The organism is Ruegeria sp. B11 (genome assembly GCF_056539785.1).
In genome coordinates this window covers 139076-160691 of the sequence record NZ_JBQFVO010000003.1, presented here as the reverse complement: position 1 = coordinate 160691, position 21616 = coordinate 139076, and the positions used below count along the sequence as shown (strand labels likewise).

The window sequence follows — 21616 nt, the reverse complement described above, 5'->3', positions numbered from 1 at the left end:
GATGCCAGACTTGTGATTGTGATCTGTCGCGAAGCCATGGAAATTAGGGGTGAAATTTATGAAAAGGATTACGCAAATGCGACAACTTCTTTTGGCTTCAATTCTCACATTCGGAGGCGCCCTGTCCGCCATGGCTGACGACATCATCAAAGTGGAAACCAACAAATCTGTGGCCGAGGCGCTGGACGCGCTGGAAGCCGCCGTGGGCAATGCGGGCGCTACCGTGTTTGCCCGCGTGGATCACGCGGCGGGGGCGGAAAAGGTCGGAACGCCGATCCCGGCCAATCAGGTGCTGATTTTCGGCAACCCGGCTCTGGGCACTCCCGCCATGCAGATCGACCCGCGCGCGGGGCTGTTCTTGCCGCTGAAGGTGCAGGCCTACGAAGACGCAAACGGACAGGTCTGGCTGGCTTATGAAGATCCGAAAGAGACGATGGACGAGCTCGACGAAGTCGAGAAATCCCCCGTCATCGAAAAGATGCGCGGCGCTTTGGCGAAACTGACCGCCGCCGCTGCTCAATAACTCAGTTCAGGGCGCGAATGGCCTCTTTTAGGTCAATCGCGCCATCATATAGCGCGCGGCCAGAGATCGCGCCGTTCAACTCGACGCCACAATCGCGCAGGGCGATCAGGTCGTCCAGTGAGCTGACGCCTCCCGAGGCAATCACCGGAATCGAAACCGCCTGCGCGAGCGCCGCCGTGGCTTCGATATTCGGACCCTGCATCGCACCGTCGCGGTTGATGTCTGTATAGATGATCGCTGCCACGCCCGCGTCCTCGAAACTGTGCGCCAGATCGGTGACCTGTACGTCGGTCTCTTCGGCCCAGCCCTTGGTGGCAACCATGCCGTTTCGGGCATCTATACCGACGGCTACCTTGCCCGGGAAGGCTTTGGCAGCTTCGCGCACCAGATCAGGGTTTTCGACTGCAACGGTGCCCAGAATCACCCGCGCCAGACCTTTCTCGATCCAGGTTTCGATCGTGGCCATATCGCGGATGCCGCCGCCTAGCTGCGCGGGCACGTCACAGGCTTTCAGAATTGCCTCAACGGGTGCCGCATTAACAGGTTCCCCGGCAAAAGCACCGTTCAGATCAACCAGATGCAGCCACTCGCAACCAGCCTCGACAAAGGCGCGGGCCTGCGCAGCAGGGTCTTCGTTAAAGACCGTCGCCTTATCCATTTCACCACGCAGCAGGCGCACGGCGTTGCCGTCTTTCAGATCGATGGCGGGGTAGAGGATCATTTCGGGCGGCCCTATATCACTGTTACACGCGCGGGATATCGCACAGGCAGGGCAGGGGCGCAACGCGACGCTAAGTCATTCTTGCCCGGTGCCGAACGGCAGGTCAGACTGACCGGAAAGACAGGGAGATAACCATGAAGACATATTCTCTTGCAGCGGTCTTCGCTGCGATGGCCACCACCGCCTTTGCTGCCGATCCAGTAGACGGGCTGTGGAAGACCGCTCCGGGCGATACGGGCGGCTATTTGCATGTGTCGATTTCGGAATGTGGCAGCGCCATCTGCGGAACTATCGACAGCGCATTTGATGCTCAAGGCAACCAACAGCTGGAGTACGAAAACCTTGGCAAGCAGATCATCTGGGACATGATCCCCGAGGGCAACGGCAGCTATGACGACGGCAAAATCTGGGCCCCGGATCGCGACAAAACCTATAGCTCGAAAATGACGCTGGACAGCCAGAACAAACTGACCGTTAAGGGATGTGCCGTTGGGGGTCTGGTCTGCCGAGGTCAGGTCTGGACACGGGTTCAGTAAATCTCAGGGCTTCCAGGTCAGGAAATTGCCGATCATCCGCAGGCCAACGTCTTGGCTTTTCTCAGGGTGAAACTGCATCCCAACCATAGTGTCGCGGCCAATCACGGCCGTGACCTCTTGCCCGTAGTCCACATAGGCCAGCCGTTGCGCCGGATCCATCACCCGGAAGTGGTAGGAGTGCACAAAATAGGCGTGATCGCCTGATTTTATCCCGTCAAAGACCGGATGGTCGCTTTCCAGAATCAGATCGTTCCAGCCCATATGTGGCACCTTGAGCGCGCTGTCCGAGGGCTCGATCTTCACAACATCACCTGCGACCCAGCCCAGACCGTCGGTCTCAGCATATTCATGGCCCTTGGTCGCCATCAGCTGCATTCCGACGCAGATGCCCAGAAACGGGCGGCCTTTCTGCTCGACGGCTTCTACCATAGCGTCATAGATGCCTTTGTGGCCGCGCAACTCGGCGGCGCATGCCGGGAAAGCGCCATCACCGGGCAGAACCAATCGATCAGCCCGCGCGACAACATCTGCATCCGATGTCACGACGACCTCGCCCGCATCCAGTTCGCGGGCCATCCGTTGAAACGCCTTCTCCGCCGAGTGCAGGTTACCGCTCTCGTAGTCAATGATGGCTGTCAGCATCTACAGCGCGCCCTTAGTCGAGGGAATCGCATCCGCCTTGCGTGGGTCGGTTTCGACCGCATCGCGCAAAGCACGGGCAACGGCCTTGAAGGCGGCCTCGGCAATGTGGTGGCTGTTGAAACCATGCAACTGATCGATATGCAGGGTGATCCCGCCATGGGTGCTGAGCGCCTGAAAGAACTCGCGCACCAGCTCGGTGTCGAATGTGCCAATCTTTTGCGTCGGTAGATCCACGTTCCAGATCAAGAACGGACGGCTCGAGAGATCCAGCGCACAACGCACCTGTGCGTCATCCATCGGCAGGTGGCATTCTCCGTACCGACGAATACCTTTTTTATCCCCTAGCGCCTGCGTCAGTGCCTGACCCAGCGCAATCCCGGTGTCTTCGACCGTGTGGTGGTCGTCGATGTGGTAATCACCCTTGGCACGGATCGTCATGTTGATCAGCGAATGCCGCGCCAATTGATCCAGCATGTGGTCAAAGAACCCGACGCCGGTCTCGTTGTCATACTGGCCGGTGCCGTCCAGATTGACCTCGACCGAAATCTCGGTTTCGGCGGTCTGACGGCTGATCTTAGCGCTGCGCATGGGCGAATTCCTTTTGCTACAGGCGCGCTTATAGACCCGGATGGGCGACCTATCCAGACCGCTTTAAGCCTTCGTCGCAAACTGTTGCAGGGGATTGCACCCGGACGCGGCCCGTGCCAGCCTGCGGGCAACACGAACCAACAAGGCCCGGCCCATGTCCACCTGCGTTTTCATCCAGATCCGTTGTAAACCCGGCACCACTTACAAAGTCGCCGAAGAGATCGCGCTGCGTGAAATCCATTCCGAATTGTATTCCACAAGCGGCGAATACGACCTGCTGCTGAAGCTCTACATCCCCGAAACCGAGGATGTGGGCCATTTCATCAACGAAAACCTGCTGGTGATTCCCAATATCGAACGCTCGCTGACCACGATGACGTTCAAGGCGTTCTAACCCAGTTCAAACGTCGTGATGCCATATATCCGGTCAAGGTCGATGTCCGGCGCGTGACTGGAATACATACGCCCCGTTTCAAATACCTTGGTCAGCCCCAACTGTTTGGCCAATTCCATGGCTTGTGCGTTTGGATTAGGCTTGTCGATGAATACCTCGGCCTTTGCCTGATCGGCGGGTAGCGTCGTCAGAAGGGAAACCAAAAGCGCCTGCGCGATTTGTGGATTGTTGGCAAACAGAGGCCCGACCTTGTACCCGCTCAGGCAGCGCCGCAACGTTGCATAGCCTTTGATCCGCCCATTTTCCTCAAACACCCGCGAAACGTGGCTGGGTGCCTCCAACCAGCCGCGCAAGAACGTGTCGCGCGCGGCGGGGAACAGGCCTCGGTCATACGACTTTAGATCATCGGTTAGTGCGTTGATTGGACGAACCCGAGTGTCCTCCACGCGACCCAGGGCATCCAGGATGCCGCCGACGGTGCCCGCGAATCGATAATTGTCATACGCCAGTTCAAAACCGAATTTCCGATAGTTGTCCTGCTGTTCGACCACACCATCCATGCCCATGTTACGATCCTGGCAATGTGCCTTGACCGCTTCGGCGACCTGCAATCCGTATCCCGAGCCGCGAAACTCGGGACGCACGATGTAGAAGCCAAGAAATGCGTAGGCATCATCGTAGTTCACGGCGGATGCGGACGCGATCATCTGGCCGTCCAGGAAACCGCCCTTGAATCCTTCGGGGTCCGAACTGCGAAAACAGACCGCGTCGTGCAGCCCGGGGTTCCAGCCTTCCTGTCCCGCCCAATCTACAGCGGTTTGAAGTTCGTCTGCTGTTAAGGCGCGAATGACGTAATCGGGCATATCCGCATCTCCGTCGTGATTTCATGTGCAGCAAAGATGCCGCAGCAATCGCGAAAGAACCAGCATGTTCGGAGAGTTTGGTATCTGGAGCGGGCGAGGCGATTCGAACGCCCGACCCTAACCTTGGCAAGGTTATGCTCTACCCCTGAGCTACGCCCGCATCAGATACTTATATGGTCCGTAGACCTCTCAATGGAGCGGGCGAGGCGATTCGAACGCCCGACCCTAACCTTGGCAAGGTTATGCTCTACCCCTGAGCTACGCCCGCGCCGTTGAGTGAGGAGGGATGTATAAATTCCCACACGAGGCTGCAAGCGGAAAAACACAAAAAACAGCAAAAAATCTTTCGACGGAAATTCGGGGCTGCGGTGTTCAAGAGATATAGCAATGAACGAAATAAGGGATTGGGCAGAGGAAATGAAAGATATTGCAGACATTAAAATGGCGGCATTGGCGGCGCTGATTGTTCTTACCACCGTGATCTACAGTCAGAGCGATGAAACACTGGCAGAGGCGCAGCCTAGCCTCCCGCATGCTCCTTTGATCGAGACGCAGGTTTTGACGGGCTAAATCGCGCGCTCAAACAGCCAATGCGAGATTCGCGATCGCGGCAATCAGAATTGCAGTGAAGGTCAGACCCATTCCGATCTGGCGCAGGATGATGATCTGTGGGGTCTTGCCAAAACCATAAGCGTGCAGAAGCCTGCCCGCCAAAAGTAACATCCCCAGCAGGTTCACAAGCCAGCCGCCAGCATCTTGCAGTTCGACCATGGCGATAAGCAGCAAAGCAAAGGGAGCGTATTCGGCGCAGTTCGCATGCGTTCGCATTGCCTTGATCATGGCCTTGTCGCCATGATCCCCGACCGATATTTTGCCCACCCGGCGTTGCCGAATGACATTCACGCTGAGTGCGACGTACAGAAATGCGATCAACGCGGCGTAGATCGGGGTGATGGTCAGCATGCGGCCTCCTGATGTTGAAAGGGCCGCCCGGTTCCCCGAACGGCCCTTATTAGCTTAGAAGGCTAAACCGGTTATTCCAGTTCGACCAGCAGATCCTTGGCGTCGATTTGACCTCCGGGCTGGACGTGAACGGCCTTGACCACCGCGTCGCGCTCGGCGTGGATACCTGTTTCCATCTTCATCGCTTCGATGGTCAGCAGTAGATCGCCTTCTTTGACTTCTTGACCTGTGACAGCGGCAACAGTTGCAACGACACCCGGCATTGGCGCGCCGATATGGTTGGGGTTACCAACTTCGGCCTTTGGCCGCTGAGCGGTTGATGCTTTCACCAAACGGTTCGGCACGCGGATCACGCGGGGCTGACCGTTGAGTTCGAAGAACACGCGAACCTCGCCATTCTCGTCCGTCTCGCCGATGGCCTGACAGCGAATCTCCAGCGTCTTGCCGGGATCGATCTCGGCGGTGATCTCCTCGCCCGGCTCCATGCCGTAAAAGAAGGTGCGCGTGGGGAGGGTGCGGACCGGGCCATAGGTGCGGTGACGGCCCATATAGTCGAGGAACACCTTGGGATACATCAGATATCCGTTCAGGTCCTCGTCATCGATCTCTTTGCCCTCAAGCTGTTTGGACAAATCGGCGCGGGTGGCCTCGAGATCGACCGCTTCGACATGCTTGCCGGGGCGTTCGGTGTTGGGGGCCTCGTCCTTCAGGACCTTCTGGATGATGGTATCGGGGAACCCGCCCGGAGGCTGACCCAGATTGCCGCGCATCATGTCCACCACCGAGTCGGGGAAGGCGACATCAGTGTTCGGGTCTTCGACCTGCGCGCGGGTCATGTTCTGGCTGACCATCATCAGCGCCATGTCACCGACCACCTTGGACGACGGCGTCACCTTGACGATATCGCCGAACATCTGGTTCACGTCCGCATACATCTGAGCAACCTCGTGCCAGCGTTCTTCGAGTCCAAGCGAACGCGCCTGTGCCTTGAGGTTGGTAAACTGACCACCAGGCATTTCGTGCAGATATACCTCGGAGGCCGGGGCCTGCAGGCTGGACTCGAAGGCCGCGTATTGGCCACGCACTGCCTCGAAATAGTCGCTGATCTCACGGATGGCCTTGATGTCCAGCCCGGTGTCTCGCTCGGTATGGCGCAACGCCTCGACCACGGTGCCGAGCGTTGCCTGAGAGGTGTTGCCGCTGAAACTGTCCATCGCGCAATCCACCGCGTCCACACCGGCCTCGGAGGCGGCCAGAATGGTGGCGCTTGCAATGCCTGCGGTGTCATGGGTGTGGAAGTGGATCGGCAGCCCGACCTCTTCCTTCAGCGCCCGGATCAGGATCTTGGCGGAGGCCGGTTTCAGCAGTCCGGCCATATCCTTCAGGCCCAGCACATGTGCGCCAGCGTCACGCAGTTCCTTGGCCATTCCGACATAGTATTTGAGGTCATACTTAGCACGGTCCGGGTCTAGAATATCGCCGGTATAGCAAACGGTGCCTTCACAGATCTTGTTGTTTTCGATCACCGCGTCCATGGCGACGCGCATGTTCTCGACCCAGTTCAGCGAGTCGAACACGCGGAACACGTCGACACCCTTGGCCGCCTGACGCACAAACTCCTGCACCACGTTATCGGGATAGTTGGTATAGCCAACCCCGTTCGCCCCGCGCAGCAGCATCTGGGTCATCAGGTTTGGCATCGCCTCACGCAGATCACGCAGGCGCTGCCAAGGGCATTCCTGCAGGAAGCGATAGGCGACATCGAAGGTTGCACCGCCCCAGCATTCGACGCTGAATAGCTGCGGCAAGTTCGCAGCATAGCTAGGTGCTACTTTGATCATATCGATCGAGCGCATCCGGGTTGCCAGCAGCGACTGGTGCCCGTCGCGCATGGTGGTGTCGGTGATCAGCAGCTGACGCTGCGCCTTCATCCAGTCAGCCACCGCCTGCGGGCCTTTTTGCTCCAGCAGGTTGCGGGTGCCCATCTGCGGTTCGGCCTTGGGCGCGGGGGGCCTGGCCTCTTTCAGGTCGGGGCGCGGCATCGGGCGATCCTTGGTTTCGGGATGCCCGTTCACAGTGATGTCGGCGATATAGTTCAGAACCTTGGTGCCCCGGTCGCGGCGTTTCTTGAACTGGAACAGGTCCGGTGTCTCATCGATGAATTTGGTGGTGTATTCATTCGACAGGAAAGTCGGGTGCTTTAGCAGGTTTTCGACAAATGCGATGTTGGTGGAAACACCGCGCACACGGAATTCCCGCAGCGCACGGTCCATCCGCGCAATCGCCTTTTCTGGCGTTGGGGCCCAAGCGGTCACCTTGGTCAGCAGCGAATCGTAATACCGCGTGATCACCCCGCCTGCATAAGCGGTGCCGCCATCCAGACGAATGCCCATGCCGGTGGCCGAGCGATAGGCGGTGATGCGGCCATAGTCGGGGATGAAGTTGTTTAGTGGGTCCTCGGTGGTCACGCGGGTCTGCAGCGCGTGGCCGTTCAGGCGAATGTCGGACTGCGTGGCCTTGCCGGTGGCCTCGATCAGGGTCTTGCCCTCGGCGATCAGGATCTGAGCCTGCACGATGTCGATGCCGGTGACTTCCTCGGTGACGGTGTGTTCCACCTGCACGCGCGGGTTCACTTCGATGAAGTAGAACTTGCCGGTGTTCATATCCATCAGGAACTCGACGGTGCCCGCGCATTCATAGTTCACATGGGCGCAGATACGGCGGCCCAGCTCGCAGATTTCGGCGCGCTGTTCTTCGGTCAGGTACGGGGCAGGCGCGCGTTCCACGACCTTCTGGTTGCGGCGCTGGACCGAACAATCGCGTTCATAGAGGTGGTATATCTCACCGTGCTTATCGCCGAGAATCTGCACCTCAACATGGCGGGCACGGGTAATCATCTTTTCCAGATAGCCCTCACCGTTGCCAAAGGCGGCCTCGGCTTCGCGGCGGCCTTCCAGCACTTTCTCTTCCAGCTCATCCTCGGACAGGATCGGGCGCATCCCGCGTCCGCCACCGCCCCAAGACGCTTTCAGCATCAGCGGATAGCCGATCCCGGCTGCCTCGGCCTTGATGGCTGCCATGTCGTCACCCAACACCTCGGTCGCCGGGATAACCGGAACGTCGGCGGCAATCGCCACTTTCCGAGCGCTGGCCTTGTCGCCTAGCGCGCGCATGGTCTCGGCCTTGGGTCCGATGAAGGTGATGCCGTTCTGAACGCAGGCATCCACGAAATCCGGGTTTTCGGACAGCAAACCGTAACCGGGGTGGATCGCATCTGCGCCGCTTTCTTTGGCCACCCGGATGATCTCGTCAATCGACAGATACGCCGCAACCGGTCCCAGATCTGCGCCAATGCGATAGGCCTCATCCGCCTTGAACCGGTGCAGGCCCAACTTGTCCTCCTCGGCGAAGACCGCGACGGTGCGCTTGCCCATCTCGTTGGCTGCCCGCATCACACGGATGGCAATCTCGCCGCGATTGGCAATCAGGATTTTCTTGAAGTCTGTCATTTCAGGTCCCGGTCTTAATGGCTGTGGCCTTGTGCATAGGCGGACAATACGGCCACGTACATATGTAGTTCTGGGTAGAACCGGCATGTTAACGCTCGCAAACGCCGCCCTTTTGCGCAAACTTATTGCACATGCTGCATTGCGGCATCAATCCCCCGTGGGAAAGAGCAAATAATGCCCGTTTCTCCGAATATCCTCGCTGCGCCCTTTGAAGGGATGATTCTATTTGATTTGAGCGAACAAGCCGTGAACAAACCCTTTCCCTCCGCGCCCATCCGGCGTAGTTTACCGGCATGAGCAGTTTTGACGAAATGGACGCCTTCGAAGGCGCATCGCTGTCGGCGCGGGCGATGCCTGCGACCTCGGCTGAGTACCTCAACGATCTCAACCCGGCGCAGCGCGAAGCGGTTGAGCGGCTGGATGGTCCGGTGCTGATGTTGGCTGGTGCGGGCACGGGCAAAACAAAAGCTCTGACCGCTCGGATCACCCATCTGCTCAGGACACATAGGGTGCGCGAGAATGAGATTCTGGCGGTGACCTTCACCAATAAGGCCGCGCGAGAGATGAAAGAGCGGGTAGGGCGGATGCTGGGCCGACCCGCTGAGGGGATGCCGTGGCTTGGCACCTTCCACGCAATCTGCGTCAAGCTGCTGCGTCGCCATGCGGAACTGGTCGATCTGAAATCGAACTTCACAATTTTGGACACTGACGATCAGAAACGGCTGCTGAAACAGCTTACTCAAGCCGCCAACATTGACGACAAGCGCTGGCCCGCTCGGATGCTGGCCGGGATCATCGATGACTGGAAAAACCGAGCGCTGACGCCCGACAAGGTGCCTGCTGCGGATGCGGGGGCCTATAATCACAAGGGCATCGAGCTTTATGCCCAATACCAGACCCGCCTACGCGAGCTGAATGCGGTGGATTTCGGCGACCTGTTGCTGCACATGGTCACGATTTTCCAAACCCACCCGGACGTGCTGGAGCAATACCAGCGCTGGTTCCGTTACATCCTTGTGGACGAGTATCAGGATACCAACGTAGCCCAATATCTCTGGCTTCGTCTGCTTGCAGGGGGCCACAAGAACATCTGTTGCGTCGGAGACGACGATCAGTCGATCTATGGCTGGCGCGGGGCAGAGGTGGGAAACATTCTGCGGTTCGAGAAGGATTTTCCCGGTGCCTTCGTTGTGCGGCTGGAGCAGAACTACCGCTCAACCCCGCATATTCTGGCCGCAGCGTCGAACGTCATTCGTGGCAATGAGAAGCGTTTGGGTAAGGAGCTGTGGACGGCCGCAGAAATTGGCGAGAAGGTTCGTTTGATCGGCCATTGGGACGGCGAGGAAGAAGCGCGCTGGATCGGCGAGCAAATCGACGACCTAGTTAATGGTAGTTCTCCTCTTGCCAAAAGGCGGGAAAACTCTCGATCAGAGCAAATGATGAGAGAGGTTGAGCGCCTCGGTGAACTTGGTGCGTTAAAAGGGCTCAATAGCAGAGAACAAGTTTTAAATCAGCTTAAGAGCCACGAGAGCTTTTTGGCAGACGATCACCGGAAAAGTCTCATCTGGGAATTGACGATGAGGCAGCAAGAAGGTCGTTCACTGGAGGCGGCTTTCCCGAGATTCTATCTGGATGAGATCGCGATTCTGGTTCGCGCCTCGCACCAGATGCGCGCGTTTGAGGATCGGTTTTTGACCATTGGTCTGCCTTACAAGGTGATTGGCGGCCCTCGATTCTATGAGCGGATGGAGATTCGCGATGCCATGGCCTATTTCCGGCTGGTGGTCAGCCCCGAGGATGATCTGGCCTTCGAGCGGATCGTGAACACACCCAAACGCGGCCTCGGCGACAAGGCGCAGCAGACGATTCAGGTGGTGGCGCGCGAGAACGGAGTGTCTCTGGTCGAAGGCGCGCGGATTGCGGTCGATAACGGCCTGATCAAGGGCAAGGGCGGCAAGGCGCTGCGTGAATTGATCGACGGTCTGGCGCGGTGGAATGCAATGACACGTGGGCCTCGGATTGAGGTGGACGATGATACGGTGATTGATGACGGTGTTTCACCGATCCGATACGGCGCGCCCGAGCATACGCATATCGAGCTGGCGCAGATCGTCTTGGACGAATCCGGCTATACCGCGCATTGGCAGAACGAAAAGACGCCCGAGGCGCCGGGGCGGCTGGAAAACCTAAAAGAACTGGTCAATCAGCTGGACAATTTCGAAAACCTGCAAGGGTTTCTGGAGCATGTCAGTCTGGTGATGGATAACGAGCAGGACAGCGACGGGGCCAAAGTCTCGATCATGACGCTGCACGCGGCCAAGGGGCTGGAGTTTCCCGCGGTTTTCCTTCCGGGGTGGGAGGATGGATTGTTCCCCTCTCAGCGTTCGATGGACGAATCCGGTCTCAAAGGCCTCGAAGAAGAACGAAGGCTGGCCTATGTCGGTATTACCCGTGCAGAAGAAGTCTGTACGATTTCCTTTGCAGCCAACCGACGGGTGTTCGGACAATGGCAGAATTCGATGCCGTCCCGGTTCATTGATGAGTTGCCCGAAGATCATGTGGAAGTGCTGACACCTCCGGGGCTCTATGGGGGTGGTCAGCAGGCAGCCGGGATCGAAACCCGCGCAGCCGAGGCGAATGTCTATAACTCTCCGGGCTGGAAGCGGATGCAGGCGCGGCAGGGGCAATATGGCATGTCACAGCCAAAAGAAAGCCGGAATACTGTGATTGATGCGACCGCCGTGGCCAGCTTTACGCTGGGCGAGCGAGTGTTTCACCAGAAATTCGGCTATGGCGCAGTGATCGGCATCGAAGGTGATAAAGTCGAGGTCGATTTCGACAAGGCAGGGGTTAAGAAAGTGGTCTCGCGCTTTCTGACCAACAAGGATGACGTGCCGTTCTGAAGCTTACAACCCTTCGACCAGCACAAGATTCGCCGTCGCCGTTTTTTGCCTGATCTTGGCCAATTCGACATAGTCCGGATCGTCCTTCCACGCGTTTGCGGCAGCCATATCCGGAAACTCCATCAGGACGATCCCATCTTCTTCCCAACTGCCTTCGATCACTTCAACGGGTTTTGAGGATACGGTTAGAAGCCTTCCGCCATGCCGGTCAAAGATCGGCATGAATCCTTCGAGGTATTTCTGGTACCCATCCGGGTCATGAATGGAAATCTGGGCGATGAAATAAGCGGCCATGGGAGACTCCTGACAAATCGTTCACGACCCCAGCCTACATCTTGTGTGCAAAAAACGAAAAACGGCGGTTCCCAGGGAGGAGGAGGGGAACCGCCGTTCTTTTCTACATCAGGGCAGGGAGGAGGAAGCCCCGATGTATCCGTACCCGGGTTTGATCCCGGTATGAGGAAGACGCGGCGACGTCAGGGAGGAGGAAGACGTCGCCGCGCGCTTTCAACATCGAGGCAGGGAGGAGGAGAGCCCCGATGTATCAGGTTCCGGCGGTCAGGGCCGGTATTAGGTGCGGCAACGTCAGGGAGGAGGAGAGACGCTGCCGCTGAAATACAGGTCCGAAAGGGAGGAGGACGGACCTGATCTCGGTGTTCTTGTTGCGCTTACCGCGCGATCTGCTCTTCGGTGGCCTGTTGGGCCAGCCGGCGGATCATCGAGCGGTGCAAGCCCAGATCAGCCAATTCCCGATCTGACAGTCCCGACAATTCGTTGACTGTCTGACGGTACAGGCGATAACGAGCAACCCGGGTTTTTAGGGTCTCAACCAGCGTTGAGATTCCATATGCCGGTGTGCCTTTCAGGGCTGTTTGTGTGCTTGCGACTGCCATCTTCATGATCCGTTCATTCTTACTGTTGCCGGTATCGTCCGGCGTTTGCTTGAGACTGAAGATAGGCAAATGCTGCGATTGCACAATAGTTCGCGTCGTCAATGCTGCTATGCAGCAAATGCATGGATTGGCAGGATAATCCGGTACGCCCCAATAATTGCCTTTAAAATACTGGTTTTCACGTGTGGTTGACGTTTCGTGTGTCCAGACCCTGTGATGGTGACCGCTTATCTATTGAGCGGAATTGGTGTTTGTTTGGGCATGTTGTGTCAACTCAAGAGGGGGCAAATCTTCTCACCGCAGGTCCGACGCCTGGGGTGGTGGTGCTATGGGAAAGCATGGGTCGACTATGGGAATGGCCTGTAAAGGGACCGTGATTCGTCCTCTTCGGCTGCCATGAATGGGTGTCTGCGCCAAATAATCCATAATTCTGAAAATTATTGGGAATTCATGGGAGAAATAATTTAGGCGTCAATTCTTACATATTTAGTGTTAGTAGGCACCAGGGGCACAATTTGTGGCATATCTGATCCGAGTTTCGATTGTATTAGTCTTGATCTGAAGCCTGCACCAGGCCTCTCCACGCAAATTTCCTATTGATTTCCATGAATTCCCATGGCATCCCTTGTGTACCCGATGAGGGCGAGGACAGTTGAGGGGCACCAAACGACCCCGAACCAAAAATACAAAAACAGGTTTCATACAGGCATCTCGCTTTCATCACTTAACAGATCCGGCGCGCGGGCGAGCAGACATCCCCCCAGGTGGCGCGCGCAGCTGGACATCCCGCAAAGCGGGTCAATGCGGCGGGTTGATCAGTGGCAGCAGATCAACCCGCCGTTTTACTTCCGGGGGGAACGTGAATTTTGAGGTGGGGCGCAAGCGAAAGGGACAGTCGTCTTGGCGCGCAGGTTTAGAGGCGAAAGCCAGCATAAGGTGGACACGAAGGGCAGGGTTTCGATCCCGGCCTCGTTTCGTCGCGTGCTTGAAGCCTCGGATCCCAACTGGCAGCCTGGCGACAATCCTGAACTCGTGATTGTCTATGGCGACCACCGCCGCAAATACCTTGAATGTTACACCATGGAAGCGATCGACGAGGTGGATGCCAAGATCGATGCGCTGCCACGTGGCTCGATGCAGCGTCGGATGCTTCAGCGGATGTTCCACGGTCAGTCCTTCCCGACCAATGTGGACGAAACGGGTCGTTTGGTGCTGCCCGCAAAGCTGCGCAACAAGATCGACCTTGAGAACGAGGCGTTCTTTATCGCTGCCGGTGATACATTCCAGATCTGGAAGCCCGAGACATACGAGGCCGAGGAACTGGCCACGACCGAGGAATGGCTTGACGATCTGCCGGATGATTTCGATCCGATGCAGTATCTCGATGGCATCGGGGATGGGTGACGGCATGGCCGGCGCTCAGACCTCATCGGACAAACCTCATATCCCCGTTCTTCTGCGCCCGTTGTTGGCCGCCGTGGCGCCGGTGTCCGGTGCCTGGCTGGACGGCACATTCGGCGCAGGCGGCTATACTCGTGCGTTGCTGGAGGCCGGGGCCGAGAAAGTCATTGGCGTCGATCGCGACCCGCTGGCATTTGAAATGGCCGCTAACTGGGCTGGGGAATACGGTGATCGGTTGGTGATGCAGCAGGGCGTGTTCTCTCGCATGGATGAATATGCACAGGATTTGGACGGCGTGGTGCTGGATCTTGGTGTCTCATCCATGCAGTTGGATCGGGCTGAACGCGGTTTTTCCTTCATGAAAGATGGCCCGCTCGACATGCGGATGAGCCAGGACGGTGAAAGCGCAGCTGATCTGGTGAATACGGCAACCGAGACGCAATTGGCCGACATCCTGTTCCATTTCGGTGAGGAACGCGCCAGTCGTCGTATAGCAAAGGCCATCGTCAAGGCGCGGGCCGAAGAACCGATCACAACAACTCTGCGGCTGGTCGAGATTATCGAATCCTGCCTGCCGCGCCCTAAACCGGGCCAATCGCACCCGGCGACGCGCAGCTTTCAGGGGCTACGGATCGCGGTGAACGCAGAATACCAAGAACTGTTTCAGGGGCTTATGGCCGCCGAGCGCGCTTTGAAGCCGGGGGGGCAACTGGCCGTTGTGACTTTCCATTCCATAGAAGACCGGATGGTGAAGCGGTTCTTCCAATCGCGCGCGGGCAAAACCGGACGCGCCAACCGTTATGCGCCTGAGATGGAGCAGGAGAAGCCGCAATTCACACTCAAGACCCGCAAGGCCGTTGGGCCGGATGAGCGGGAACTTGAAGAAAACCCACGTGCACGCTCTGCAAAATTGCGTGTCGCGATAAGAACGGATGCCCCGGCAGGGAAAATTGAGGCCCGGGCCATCGGCATGCCGCAATTGGGGGGAAGGGCAAGATGAAGAGTATTCTGTATGTGTTGACTGCACTGTCCGTGTTCGGGTTGGCGCTTTGGGCTTATCAAGAGAACTACCGCACGCAGCAGGTGCTGAAGGAAACGCAGTCGCTGCAAGGCCAGATCGGTATGGCGCAGGCGCGACTCGCCGTGCTGAATGCCGAATGGGCCTATCTAAACCGGCCTGATCGTTTGCGTGAGCTGGCGGACTTGAATTTCGAACGTCTCAGCTTGCTGCCTCTGCGGGCTGAGCAGTTTGGTCGCGCCGATCAGATTTCCTATGGCGAGGACCCGGATCTGCCCATCGTCGACCCGCTTGAAATACAGGACGTCACTGACATTCAGGCACTGATCGAGGTGCAGGTTCCATGACCCGTACACCACTTCGCCCTCTGGCCCGTATCCTCGACGCCCGTGCAAAGGGTGAAAACCCCAAGGCGATTGAACGAGAGAACATCCGCAAACGCCACGAAGACATGAAAGACCGCGCCCGCGCACGCGCCGAGGGCCGCCTGTTGGTGTTGGGTCTTTTCTTCTTTTGCGCCTTTTCGGTCGTAGGCTTTCGTATGGGCGTTCTGGCGACATCCGAGGCGCAAGAACCATTGGCAAGTGCGCCGGGGGCCTCCATCGCCATGCAACGCGCCAATATCGTGGATCGCGAAGGCCGTATTCTGGCGACCAATCTGGACACCTATTCTGTCTATGCGCAGCCACCGCTGATGATTGACCCGATCGCCGCAGCCGAGCAACTGGTCGCTATTTTCCCTGATCTGGAAAAAGAGCGTTTGGTCAAAGACTTCACCGGTAAGCGAAAATTCCTGTGGATCAAGAAGCGCATCTCGCCCGAGCAGAAGCAGGCGGTGCATGACATCGGAGATCCCGGCATCCTGTTCGGCCCGCGCGAAATGCGGCTATATCCCAATGGCAGACTCGCGGCGCATATTCTGGGCGGCTCGGGCTTTGGCCGCGAAGGTGTCAGCGCAGCTGAGGTGATCGGCGTAGCTGGCGTCGAAAAACAGTTCGACGGCTATCTGCGCGACCCGGCCAACGGCAACAAGCCGCTGCAACTGTCGCTGGATCTGACCGTTCAAGCGGCGGTAGAACAGGTGCTATATGGCGGCATGAAGATCATGAACGCCAAAGGAGCCTCGGCGGTTCTGATGAACGCCCATACGGGCGAGGTCGTCTCGGCCGCGTCGTTGCCGTCTTTTGACCCCAATGACCGTCCGCGCCCGCCGACCTCGGGCTTCGATCCCTCGGACAGCCCGCTGTTCAATCGCTACGTACAGGGTGTCTATGAGCTGGGTTCGGTGTTCAAAATCTTCACCGCCGCACAGGCGGTGCAGCTAGGTCTGGTGAACTCCAACACCATCATTGACACTTCCGGCCCGATGAAAATCGGGCGCTTCCCGATTGGCGAGTTTAACGGCAAGAATTATGGTGAGATCAGTGTCTCGGATGTAATCAAGTACAGCTCGAACCGAGGCACCGGGCGGCTGGCCTTGCAAATCGGGGCCGACCGGCAACAGGATTTTCTGAACGCGCTAGGCATGTTCGACCCAACGCCATTCGAGATTGTCGAGGCCAAGGGCGGGCAACCGCTCAAGCCCAAGAAATGGGGTGAGTTGAGCACCGTGACGATTTCTTATGGCCACGGCCTTTCGACCAGCCCCATGCATCTAGCCGCTGGTTACGCAGCGATTGCCAATGGCGGGTACTATGTCAGCCCCACGATCCTGCGCCGCAATGGCCCGCAATACGGCCCTCGCGTGATGTCCGAAAACACCGCCAAGCAGGCGCAAAATATGCTACGCAAAGTGGTCACGGATGGCACCGCCAGCTTTGGTGATGTCAAAGGGTACGACGTGGCGGGAAAAACCGGTACTGCCGATAAACCCAAGCCGCGTGGCGGGTACTATGAGGACAAGGTGATTGCCACCTTCGCCACCATCTTCCCCGCTTATGATCCGAAATATGTGCTAATCGTCACGCTGGATGAACCGTCCATCGTGGCCTATGGCGAAAAGCGCCGCACGGCGGGTTGGACTGCCGTTCCCGTTGCTGCCGAACTGATTGGACGGGTGGCGCCGCTATTGGGTCTCAGACCCCGGCTTGAGCCTGAGGCGCGCGCTGCTATAACGCTGACCTCAAATTAGGCGTCCAGCGAAAGGTGGGTCATGGGCAATCGGTCAAAGAAACTCAGCGAACTGGCCCTGACCGCACGGGGAGGGGCCAATCCCGAAATCACCGGTCTGGCTGTTGACAGCCGCGAGGTCAAAGACGGTTTCCTCTTTGCAGCCCTTCCCGGCACCCGAGTCCATGGTGGAGACTTCATCCAATACGCCTTGCGCATGGGGGCCGCCGCGATCCTGACGGACGCGAAAGGGGCCGAGATCGCCACCGACGAACTGGCCGCATCCGATGCTGCGCTGATCGTCACGGAAGACCCCCGTCAGGCACTGGCAGGGGCCGCCGCCCTATGGTTTGGCGCGCAACCGCAGACTATCGTGGCGGTCACCGGCACCAATGGAAAAACCTCGGTCGCCAGTTTCGTCCGCCAGATCTGGACCGAGCTTGGACTTGCCGCCGTCAACCTAGGCACCACCGGGGTCGAGGGCGCATGGACTGCGCCGCTGGCCCATACAACACCCGAGCCGGTCACTCTGCACCGCTGTCTCGCCGAAGCTGCCGAAAATGGCGTGACCCATGCGGCGATGGAGGCCTCCTCGCACGGGCTTGAACAGCGTCGCTTGGACGGGGTGCATCTGACCGCTGCCGGTTTCTCGAATTTCACGCAGGATCATCTGGACTATCACGACACGTTCGAGGCCTATTTCGCAGCCAAGGCGGGTCTGTTTGATCGTGTGCTGCCCGAAGACGGGGTCGCTGTGGTCAACCTTGGTGATCCCAAGGGTGCTGAGATGCGCAAGATCGCCGAGGCACGCGGCCAGAATATCATCACCGTGGGCCCTGAGGGTTCTGATCTTTGTCTTCTGAATCAACGCTTTGACGCGACCGGGCAGGATTTGCGCTTTTCATGGAAAGGCAAGGCCTATCAAACCCGCCTGAATCTGATCGGCGGCTTTCAGGCCGAGAACGTTTTGCTGGCTTGCGGATTGGTCATCGCGGCGGGCGAGGACCCCGACCGCGTGTTCGAAACCTTGCCGCACCTGATCACCGTGCGCGGACGGATGCAGCTGGCTGCCACCCGCGACAACGGCGCGGCGGTGTTTGTCGATTACGCGCATACGCCGGATGCCGTGGCCACTGCACTGAAGGCGATGCGCCCGCATGTCATGGGACGTCTGATCGCCATTGTTGGTGCAGGCGGTGACCGAGACGCCACTAAACGCCCATTGATGGGGCGGGCCGCTGCTGAAAACGCCGATCTGGTCTTTGTTACCGATGACAACCCACGCAGCGAAGACCCGGCCACCATCCGCGGTGCTGTCATGTTGGGCGCACCCGAAGCCACGGAAGTCGGCGACCGGGCCGAGGCCATCCTGCGCGGCATCGACGCGCTGCAACCGGGCGACGCTCTGCTGATTGCGGGCAAGGGACACGAAACCGGCCAGATCGTCGGAGATCAGGTCCTGCCCTTTGACGATGTGGAACAGGCCAGTATCAGCGTTGCCGCGCTGGACGGGAGGGTCGCATGACGCTCTGGACTGCAGCCGAGGCCGCAGAGGCCACCAACGGGCGCGCCCCCACCGATTGGCAGGTGAACGGCGTCTCCATCGACACGCGCACCCTGCAGCCGGGTGACCTGTTCGTTGCGTTGAAGGCTGCCCGCGACGGCCATGATTTCGTCGCCCAAGCGCTTGAAAAAGGCGCAGGCGCAGCGCTTGTGTCGCATATTCCCGAAGGCGTGCCCGAAGATGCACCGCTGTTGATCGTCGACGATGTGCAGACGGGTCTAGAGGCGTTGGGGCAGGCGGCTCGCGCCCGGACAGGTGCGCGCGTGGTGGGGGTGACTGGCAGCGTGGGTAAAACCTCGACTAAGGAAATGCTGGCCAGCATTCTGGAGACGCAAGGCAAAACTCATGCCAGTGTCGCCAGCTACAATAACCATTGGGGCGTGCCTTTGACGCTGGCGCGAATGCCGCGCGACACCGAGTTCGCGGTGATCGAGATCGGCATGAATCATCCGGGCGAAATCGCTCCGCTGGCGCGTCAGGCGCAACCGCATGTGGGGCTGGTGACCACAGTAGCCGCCGTCCACCTCGAAGCCTTCGACTCGGTTGCGGGTATTGCTTTTGAAAAGGCTGCGATCTTCGACGGGCTGGCCGAGGGCGGCACCGCTATCGTCAACGCCGATATCGAACACGCGGGCATCTTGCGCGACTGCGCCGCTGCGCATGGTGCAAGGATCGTCGAATTTGGCCACAAGGCGCGGGACTATGCCCTGACCAACGTGCTCCAAGGCCCTGACTCGGTGCGGGGACACGGTATTGTCGGCGGAGCAGACATCACATTCGATGTCCAATCCGCGGGAACTCACTTTGCTATGAATGCGCTGGGCGCTCTGGCGGCCTGTGTCGCGCTGGGGGTCGATCTGGATCAGGCGATTGCCGGTCTGCGCGGCTGGTCTCCGGTCAAAGGGCGCGGTGTGCGCGAAGTGATCGCGCTGCCAGATGGCGGGCAGATTGAACTGCTCGATGACAGCTACAACGCCAATCCAACCTCGATGGAGGCCGCTCTCGACGTGCTGTTTGCGTCGGAGGGCAAACGCAAGATCGCGTTTCTGGGCGACATGAAAGAGCTTGGTGCGCAAGAGCAGGCGATGCACGCCGCCATGGCCGAGGTGCCTGCGATGGCGCATGTTGATCAGGTTCATTGCATCGGTCCGTTGATGCAAGCGCTGCATCAGGCTCTGCCCGAAGGCAAGCGCGGGCTGTGGACGGAAACCAGCGATGAGATGGCCGCCCATCTGCCGGAACTGATCCGCAGCGGCGACGTAGTGATGGCCAAGGGCTCTCTCAGCATGGCTCTGGCACAGATCGTTGACGGTCTGCGGCAAATGGGGCATGGCAGCGCGCCAGAGAGCCGCCGTATTGTGAGAAAGGTTTTGTAATGCTCTATTGGTTAACCGCCCTGTCGGACGGAGGGGATTTCTGGAACCTCTTCCGCTATATCACCTTCCGGGCAGGGGGCGCCTTTCTGTCTGCGCTGATCTTTGGGTTTTTGTTCGGAAAACCCTTGATCAACGTATTGCGCAAACGGCAAGGCAAAGGTCAACCAATCCGCGATGACGGCCCCGAGGCGCATCTGTCCAAGGCTGGAACCCCTACCATGGGCGGTCTGCTGATCGTGGGCGCTCTGGTCACGTCGACCCTGATCTGGGCGCGCTGGGACAATCCATATGTCTGGATGGTACTGTTCGTGACGCTGGCCTATGCGGCCATCGGCTTTGCGGACGATTATGCCAAGGTCTCAAAGCAGAACACTAAGGGCGTTTCCAGTAAGATGCGGTTGGCGCTGGGAATCATCATTGCCGTGCTGGCGTCACTCTGGGCGACGCTGCACCATCCCAGCGATTTGCAGAACCAGCTGGCTCTGCCGGTGTTCAAGGATACGCTGATCAATCTTGGCCTTTTCTATATCCCCTTTGCGGTGATCGTCATTGTGGGTGCGGCCAACGCGGTGAACCTGACAGATGGTCTGGACGGGCTGGCGATCATGCCCGCGATGATCGCGGCCTCGACCCTTGGTGTGATTGCCTATGCGGTTGGGCGGGTCGACTTCACCGAGTATCTTGATGTTCACTATGTGCCTGGCACCGGTGAAATCTTCATCTTCACTTCAGCGCTGTTTGGTGCGGGGCTGGGATTCCTGTGGTACAACGCCCCTCCAGCGGCGGTTTTCATGGGTGATACCGGATCACTGGCTCTGGGCGGTGCGCTGGGCGCGATCGCCGTGGCTACCAAACACGAGTTGGTATTGGCAGTCGTGGGCGGGCTGTTCGTGGTTGAAGCTTTAAGTGTGATCATCCAGGTCCTTTATTTCAAACGGACCGGAAAGCGGGTGTTCCTGATGGCGCCGATCCATCACCATTATGAGAAAAAGGGCTGGGCTGAACCCACCATCGTGATCCGGTTCTGGATCATTTCACTGATCTTAGCGATGATCGGGCTGGCGACGCTGAAAGTCAGATGAGCCCGCGTTGCGTCGTGCTTTCTGGATGCTCCGGTGGTGGCAAATCAACACTGCTGGAGGAGATGGCCCGACGCGGATATTCAACAGTTTCCGAGCCGGGTCGTCGTGTCATTGCCGAGGAAAGACAAGGTGGTGGTCGCGCTCTGCCTTGGGTCAACTCCGAGGTATTCTGCCGCCGGATCATTGAACTTGCGATATCAGACTTCAACAATGCCAAAGATGATCTTGTGCTATTTGATCGTTCGGCATTGGACGCGCTGATTTGGTTTGATCGAACCGTTACACCGTTGGAGACCAAAGTGCGTGAACAGATACTGCACTTGGGCTACGACCCATGCGTGTTTCTCTTTCCTCCTTGGCCTGAGATATTCGAACAGGATGATGACCGGCGGCACAACTTGGCCGCAGCTATTGCGGAATACGATGCTTTGTGCGACCGGTTACCAGACTATGGGTTCGTAATAGAAAACGTTCCAAAAGGGCCGGTCTCTTGGCGGTCGGACTGGCTGGAAGAGCGGCTCGGATAGAAGG

At 58.4% G+C, this 21616-nt stretch carries 21 protein-coding genes and 2 tRNA genes; 13 read left to right on the top strand and 10 right to left on the bottom strand.

Annotation, left to right across the window (positions count from 1 at the left end; translation table 11 throughout):
- The first annotated feature begins 76 nt into the window (after positions 1-76).
- Entirely contained in the window at positions 77-523 is a 447-nt protein-coding gene (locus ACR0I1_RS12520; protein WP_480439179.1) for a DUF302 domain-containing protein, read from the top strand.
- 1 nt (position 524) lies between these two features.
- Here ACR0I1_RS12520 and hisA read toward each other — a convergent pair whose 3' ends face one another.
- Complete coding sequence (hisA, locus tag ACR0I1_RS12515; RefSeq protein ID WP_170401433.1) at positions 525-1244, bottom strand: 1-(5-phosphoribosyl)-5-[(5-phosphoribosylamino)methylideneamino]imidazole-4-carboxamide isomerase; 720 nt, start codon at positions 1242-1244, stop codon at positions 525-527.
- A 134-nt stretch (positions 1245-1378) separates the two neighbouring features.
- Here hisA and ACR0I1_RS12510 point away from each other — a divergent pair, with 134 nt between their 5' ends.
- Positions 1379-1780 carry a DUF2147 domain-containing protein gene (locus ACR0I1_RS12510; protein ID WP_170563813.1) on the top strand — a complete coding sequence of 134 codons (402 nt, stop codon included), beginning with the start codon at positions 1379-1381 and terminating at the stop codon, positions 1778-1780.
- 3 nt (positions 1781-1783) lie between these two features.
- Here the strand turns inward: ACR0I1_RS12510 and hisH are convergent, their stop codons facing one another.
- Both hisH and hisB read right to left on the bottom strand, forming a co-directional pair.
- Positions 1784-2422, bottom strand: coding sequence for an imidazole glycerol phosphate synthase subunit HisH (gene hisH, locus ACR0I1_RS12505; protein WP_170401427.1), 639 nt, complete (start codon positions 2420-2422; stop codon positions 1784-1786).
- The gene (gene hisB, locus ACR0I1_RS12500) at positions 2423-3010 is read right to left on the bottom strand and encodes an imidazoleglycerol-phosphate dehydratase HisB (RefSeq protein ID WP_480706730.1); all 588 of its coding nucleotides are present in this window, start codon (positions 3008-3010) and stop codon (positions 2423-2425) included. It abuts the gene before it with no gap.
- Between the two features lie 154 nt (positions 3011-3164).
- On the opposite strand from hisB, the gene ACR0I1_RS12495 reads away from it, so the two are divergent.
- Entirely contained in the window at positions 3165-3404 is a 240-nt protein-coding gene (locus ACR0I1_RS12495; RefSeq protein WP_170325761.1) for an Lrp/AsnC family transcriptional regulator, read from the top strand.
- Here the strand turns inward: ACR0I1_RS12495 and ACR0I1_RS12490 are convergent.
- The 3 genes from ACR0I1_RS12490 to ACR0I1_RS12480 all read right to left on the bottom strand — a co-directional run bounded on the left by ACR0I1_RS12490 (position 3401) and on the right by ACR0I1_RS12480 (position 4535).
- Positions 3401-4267, bottom strand: a complete 867-nt coding sequence (locus ACR0I1_RS12490; protein WP_170512318.1) for a GNAT family N-acetyltransferase — start codon at positions 4265-4267, stop codon at positions 3401-3403. The two genes, ACR0I1_RS12495 and ACR0I1_RS12490, sit on opposite strands and share 4 nt — an antisense overlap.
- An 85-nt stretch (positions 4268-4352) precedes the next feature.
- Positions 4353-4427: transfer RNA gene (locus ACR0I1_RS12485), tRNA-Gly, on the bottom strand.
- Positions 4428-4460: 33 nt separating this feature from the next.
- Positions 4461-4535: transfer RNA gene (locus ACR0I1_RS12480), tRNA-Gly, on the bottom strand.
- 149 nt (positions 4536-4684) lie between these two features.
- Here ACR0I1_RS12480 and ACR0I1_RS12475 point away from each other — a divergent pair.
- Positions 4685-4837, top strand: coding sequence for a hypothetical protein (locus ACR0I1_RS12475; RefSeq protein WP_170609401.1), 153 nt, complete (start codon positions 4685-4687; stop codon positions 4835-4837).
- 9 nt (positions 4838-4846) lie between these two features.
- On the opposite strand, the gene ACR0I1_RS12470 is transcribed toward ACR0I1_RS12475, so the two are convergent.
- Both ACR0I1_RS12470 and ACR0I1_RS12465 read right to left on the bottom strand, forming a co-directional pair.
- Positions 4847-5230, bottom strand: coding sequence for an MAPEG family protein (locus tag ACR0I1_RS12470; protein ID WP_480706728.1), 384 nt, complete (start codon positions 5228-5230; stop codon positions 4847-4849).
- A 71-nt stretch (positions 5231-5301) separates the two neighbouring features.
- Positions 5302-8739: a pyruvate carboxylase gene (locus ACR0I1_RS12465; protein WP_480706726.1), complete on the bottom strand. Its 3438-nt coding sequence runs from the start codon at positions 8737-8739 to the stop codon at positions 5302-5304.
- Positions 8740-9032: 293 nt separating this feature from the next.
- Between ACR0I1_RS12465 and ACR0I1_RS12460 the strand changes: the two genes are divergently transcribed.
- On the top strand, positions 9033-11642 hold the full coding sequence (locus ACR0I1_RS12460) for an ATP-dependent helicase (protein WP_480706724.1): 2610 nt from the start codon (positions 9033-9035) through the stop codon (positions 11640-11642).
- Between the two features lie 3 nt (positions 11643-11645).
- On the opposite strand, the gene ACR0I1_RS12455 is transcribed toward ACR0I1_RS12460, so the two are convergent.
- Positions 11646-11936, bottom strand: coding sequence for a DUF1330 domain-containing protein (locus ACR0I1_RS12455; protein WP_170401405.1), 291 nt, complete (start codon positions 11934-11936; stop codon positions 11646-11648).
- 374 nt (positions 11937-12310) lie between these two features.
- Complete coding sequence (locus ACR0I1_RS12450) at positions 12311-12535, bottom strand: DUF1127 domain-containing protein (RefSeq protein WP_480706722.1); 225 nt, start codon at positions 12533-12535, stop codon at positions 12311-12313.
- A gap of 900 nt (positions 12536-13435) precedes the next feature.
- Between ACR0I1_RS12450 and mraZ the strand changes: the two genes are divergently transcribed.
- Genes mraZ through ACR0I1_RS12410 form a run of 8 tightly spaced genes read left to right on the top strand, consistent with a single transcriptional unit; the run spans position 13436 to position 21612 of the window.
- A complete protein-coding gene (gene mraZ / locus ACR0I1_RS12445; protein ID WP_170392059.1) occupies positions 13436-13939 on the top strand; it encodes a division/cell wall cluster transcriptional repressor MraZ in 504 nt (167 codons plus the stop codon).
- A gap of 4 nt (positions 13940-13943) precedes the next feature.
- Entirely contained in the window at positions 13944-14936 is a 993-nt protein-coding gene (gene rsmH, locus ACR0I1_RS12440) for a 16S rRNA (cytosine(1402)-N(4))-methyltransferase RsmH (RefSeq protein WP_480706982.1), read from the top strand.
- On the top strand, positions 14933-15301 hold the full coding sequence (gene ftsL / locus ACR0I1_RS12435) for a cell division protein FtsL (protein ID WP_170392057.1): 369 nt from the start codon (positions 14933-14935) through the stop codon (positions 15299-15301). The genes rsmH and ftsL overlap by 4 nt, the downstream gene beginning before the upstream one ends.
- Complete coding sequence (locus ACR0I1_RS12430; protein ID WP_170392055.1) at positions 15298-17085, top strand: peptidoglycan D,D-transpeptidase FtsI family protein; 1788 nt, start codon at positions 15298-15300, stop codon at positions 17083-17085. The genes ftsL and ACR0I1_RS12430 overlap by 4 nt, the downstream gene beginning before the upstream one ends.
- Positions 17086-17106: 21 nt before the next feature.
- Positions 17107-18588, top strand: coding sequence for a UDP-N-acetylmuramoyl-L-alanyl-D-glutamate--2,6-diaminopimelate ligase (locus ACR0I1_RS12425; protein WP_480591851.1), 1482 nt, complete (start codon positions 17107-17109; stop codon positions 18586-18588).
- On the top strand, positions 18585-20003 hold the full coding sequence (locus ACR0I1_RS12420) for a UDP-N-acetylmuramoyl-tripeptide--D-alanyl-D-alanine ligase (protein WP_480706719.1): 1419 nt from the start codon (positions 18585-18587) through the stop codon (positions 20001-20003). The genes ACR0I1_RS12425 and ACR0I1_RS12420 overlap by 4 nt, the downstream gene beginning before the upstream one ends.
- Positions 20003-21085 (top strand): phospho-N-acetylmuramoyl-pentapeptide-transferase, encoded by a 1083-nt coding sequence (mraY, locus tag ACR0I1_RS12415; RefSeq protein WP_480706717.1) that lies wholly within the window; start codon positions 20003-20005, stop codon positions 21083-21085. Before ACR0I1_RS12420 ends, mraY begins: the two co-directional genes overlap by 1 nt.
- A complete protein-coding gene (locus ACR0I1_RS12410) occupies positions 21082-21612 on the top strand; it encodes an AAA family ATPase (RefSeq protein WP_480706715.1) in 531 nt (176 codons plus the stop codon). Before mraY ends, ACR0I1_RS12410 begins: the two co-directional genes overlap by 4 nt.
- Positions 21613-21616: the final 4 nt, after the last annotated feature.